This window comes from Variovorax sp. P4_D9, from assembly GCF_056401695.1.
Window position 1 is genome coordinate 1 of record NZ_JBFUIU010000821.1, and the last position, 3,860, is coordinate 3,860.

General features: G+C 66.5%; 3 protein-coding genes. All 3 read right to left on the bottom strand.

The genetic code is table 11. From position 1 onward, the window contains the following. Positions 1 to 621, bottom strand: a 621-nt coding sequence (locus tag AC1DY5_RS45995; protein WP_478121057.1) for a Mut7-C RNAse domain-containing protein, incomplete at its 3' end; no start/stop codon positions are given. A gap of 30 nt (positions 622 to 651) precedes the next feature. Beyond that, complete coding sequence (locus AC1DY5_RS46000; RefSeq protein WP_478121058.1) at positions 652 to 1,131, bottom strand: aminoacyl-tRNA deacylase; 480 nt, start codon at positions 1,129 to 1,131, stop codon at positions 652 to 654. An 880-nt stretch (positions 1,132 to 2,011) separates the two neighbouring features. Continuing rightward, on the bottom strand, positions 2,012 to 3,860 hold a 1,849-nt coding region (gene glmS / locus AC1DY5_RS46005), incomplete at its 5' end, for a glutamine--fructose-6-phosphate transaminase (isomerizing) (RefSeq protein ID WP_478121059.1).

Below are 3,860 nucleotides of genomic sequence, written 5' to 3' on the forward strand. Positions count from 1 at the left end.
CGGTAAGCTCGAGGCGACCAGCGACTTGTCGATCTCGTGCAAGGGCGTGTTGCAGTCCAGGCATCGCGTGAACGGCCGCGCGCCGCGCGCAAGGTCGAGTCGATCAAAGACCTCGCGCAATTGTTGCGCAGACCGCAACGCATGCACGTAGCAGCCATGCGTGATGCCCCGGCGCTTCAGCAGCTCTCGGTCCCTCGTCAGCACGATGCGTCCTTGCGCGCCAGCAATACGCTCGATCTCTTCGTCGCGAAAATGGTTGTCGTACAGCGTGTCGAACCCAGTCATGCGCAGCAGGTGCGCGAGGCCACCCAGGTGCGCGTCCGCGACGAAACGGGTCACGCGCAATGCACGCTCGCGAACGCGCAGCAGCGGCGTGATGTCGAGGGCTTCGAACTGCGGAAAGACGGCTACCCGATCGCCGTCGTGCAGCAAGGTCTCGAAGCCGACCGACCCGCCGTTGACCAGCACCAGTTCGACCTCGGTATGCGGAACGCCGAGCGCCTCGATCATGTGCTTGGTGGTCGCCATTCGCGCGCACCGGCAGGAGAACTCGCGCCCTCGCCGCTCACGCGCGAGGAAGTCGTTCAGCTCCTCGTAGAACCTGAAGGTCGCCGTGACCATCACTGCCGGTCAGCGCGCCCGTCAGGCGCCTCAGAGCTCCGGGGTCTTGGAGAAGCTCCCGTGCGGCTGGGCACTCATCAGCGCATGGAACTGCTCGTGCGACATCCGCAGCAGCCGCTCATGATCGCCACTTTCCATGTAGACGACGTCATTGGTTTCGAGTTCGTCGTCGACGATAGTCGGCAGCCCCCATGCCATTCCGACTGGCGGTATCGCGCCGGGGTCGCAGTCATCGAACAGCGCTGCAATCCGGGCCTCGCCGGCCAGCTTCAGCCGGTGGCGACCGACAAAGCGGGAGAACTCGCCGAGCATGACCATCTTGTCGGCGGGAACGACGGCCATCACGCAGCCATCGTCGTCCTCGAGGATGACCGATTTGGCCAGTTGACCCGGGCTGACATTGGCGCAGCGGGCTGTCTCCAGGCTGCTATGGCTGTGTCCGTGCATGGAGACCTCATAGCGTGCGCCACGCCGGTCGAGATAGCTGGACAGATGGGAAGGAATGGACATGGCAATCCTCCTTGTACGCAAACACGGCGGGGTCGCCGTCCCGTCAGTTTGCTCCCGCCGGCGGGGGATCGCAAATTCCTCGTGTTCCCGGAACGCCACCCGCCCGGATAGACGTGCGGTGCCGGACGCCAGTGGTTACAAGGCCGCCGCGCCCGCGGCCTCGTGTCTTTTCATCGAGCGCTTCTTCCTTCTCAGCCATCCATAAAAAAACCACTCCTCGGGCAATGCCTCATTCGGGCAAAGTACGAGCGACCGCAGCCGACTCCCGCTGATCGATTTCCCATCAGCAAGGTCGCGTATGCAGCGGGAGCCGGCCTTCGAGCTTGGACTGCGAACTGGAACTGCGGCTATTTGCAGACTTTGSGCGAAGGCCCGTCCCGCGCGCGGGCATCACCCGCCGCCGGCRAGAGACATGCGCTGAACCTGGCAGGCATAACTTCCGGGCTGTGCCGAACATGCGGAGGGTTGACCGGGGGCGGGCGGCATGCCCGAACAACCAACCAGGACAATCAGGGCGCACAGAAGTGCAGCGTTCGCAATCTTGGACATTTCCCTTTCCAAGGGGTGGGGAGCAAGCCCATGCCGATCCGGGATCGCGCATGCAGCTGGGGAGTCTACGCCCTGGTCGCGGCTGCACGCGAATGCGGTGTGCGTTCGTCCACCATCGTGTCTGCGCGCCAAACAGCCTCAACTGGGCGTCACGCGGCCCGATGAGCCCGACTGACGCCTCTCCGGGCGCCGGAGCACAACACCCAGGACCTCACGGGCGTCCACGATACGACTTAGTTGTTGGCCACCCGTCGTGCCGCGGATACACCTTTACTTCGCGATCTACGAGTTTTTTCTCAACGAACCACAAAACCGCCGGTCCCGCGCAACCCTACTCCACCGTCACGCTCTTCGCCAGGTTGCGCGGCTTGTCGACGTCGGTGCCGCGTGCGCACGCCGTGTGATAGGCCAGCAACTGCAGCGGCACCACGTGCAACAGCGGCGACAGCGCCCCGTAGTGACCGGGCATCCGGATCACGTGGATGCCCTCGCTGTTCTCAATCTGCGTGTCGCCGTCGGCCAGCACGTAGAGCACGCCGCCGCGGGCGCGCACTTCCTGAAGGTTGCTCTTGAGCTTCTCGAGCAGTGCGTCGTTGGGCGCCACGGTCACGACCGGCATCTCGCCGGTCACCAGCGCCAGCGGGCCGTGCTTGAGTTCGCCGGCCGCGTAGGCCTCGGCGTGGATGTAGGTCACTTCCTTGAGCTTGAGCGCACCTTCCAGYGCGATCGGGTAGTGCAGCCCACGGCCGAGGAACAGCGCGTTCTCCTTGCGCGCGAAGACCTCCGACCAGCTGATGATCTGCGGCTCCAGCGCCAGCACCGATTGCAGCGCCACCGGCAGGTGCCGCATCTCCTTCAGGTAGCGCGCCTCGTCCGACTCGCTCAACCGCTCCTTGGCCTGCGCCAGCGCCAGCGTCAGCAGGAACAGCCCCGCCAGTTGGGTCGTGAAAGCCTTGGTCGACGCCACGCCGATCTCGACCCCGGCGCGCGTGATGTAGGCCAGCTTGCATTCGCGCACCATGGCGCTGGTGGCGACGTTGCAGATGGTCAGGGTCTGCGCCATGCCCAACGAGCGCGCGTGCCGCAGCGCCGCGAGCGTGTCCGCCGTCTCGCCGGACTGGCTGACGGTGACGACCAGGGTCTTCGGATCGGGCACGGAGTCGCGGTAGCGGTACTCGCTCGCGATCTCGACCTGGGTCGGGATCTTGGCGATGCTCTCGAGCCAGTACTTGGCGGTGCAGCCGCTGTAGTAGCTGGTGCCGCAGGCCAGGATCAGCACCTTGTCGATCTCCTTGAAGACGCGCCAGGCGGCCGCGCCCGGCGCACCGTCGACCCCGGCGCCGTCGAACAGCTCGGGCACGATGCCTTCCACGCCCTCGAGCGTGTCGCCGATCGCGCGCGGCTGCTCGAAGATCTCCTTCTGCATGTAGTGCCGGTAGGGCCCGAGCTCGGCGGCGCCGCTGTGCGCCTGCACAGTGCGCACGGTGCGGGCCGCCGGCTTGTGCGCCCGATCGACGATCCAGTACTTGCCCGGCTGGATGTCGACCACGTCGCCCTCCTCCAGGTAGACGATCTGGTCGGTCACGCCGGCCAGCGCCATCGCGTCGCTGGCCAGGAAGTTCTCGCCCGCCTCCTGGCCGACGCCGAGGATCAGCGGCGAGCCGGCGCGGGCGCCGACCACACGCTGCGGCTCGTCGCGGCAGATCGCCGCGATGGCGTAGGCGCCCTGCAGCTGCTTCACGCTGGTCTTCACGGCCTCGAACAGGTCGCCGTCGTAGTGGCTGTCGATCAGGTGGGCGATGACCTCGGTGTCGGTCTGGCTCACGAACACATAGCCCTTGGCCTGCAGCGCGGCGCGCAGCGCCTCGTGGTTCTCGATGATGCCGTTGTGCACGATCGCCACCCGCCCGGGGCGGACCACCCCGGCTTCGGCGCCCGGGCCGTGGCTGAAATGCGGATGGGCGTTGTGCACCGCCGGCGCACCGTGCGTGGCCCAGCGGGTGTGTGCAATGCCGGTGCTGCCCTCGATGTGGTCGTCCCGCACCTGCGCCAGCAGGTCGGCCACGCGCGAGGTGGTGCGGGCGCGCTGCAGCCCCTGGGCATGCACCGCCACACCGCAGGAGTCATAGCCGCGGTACTCGAGGCGCTGCAGGCCCTGAACCAGGACGGGAACGATATTG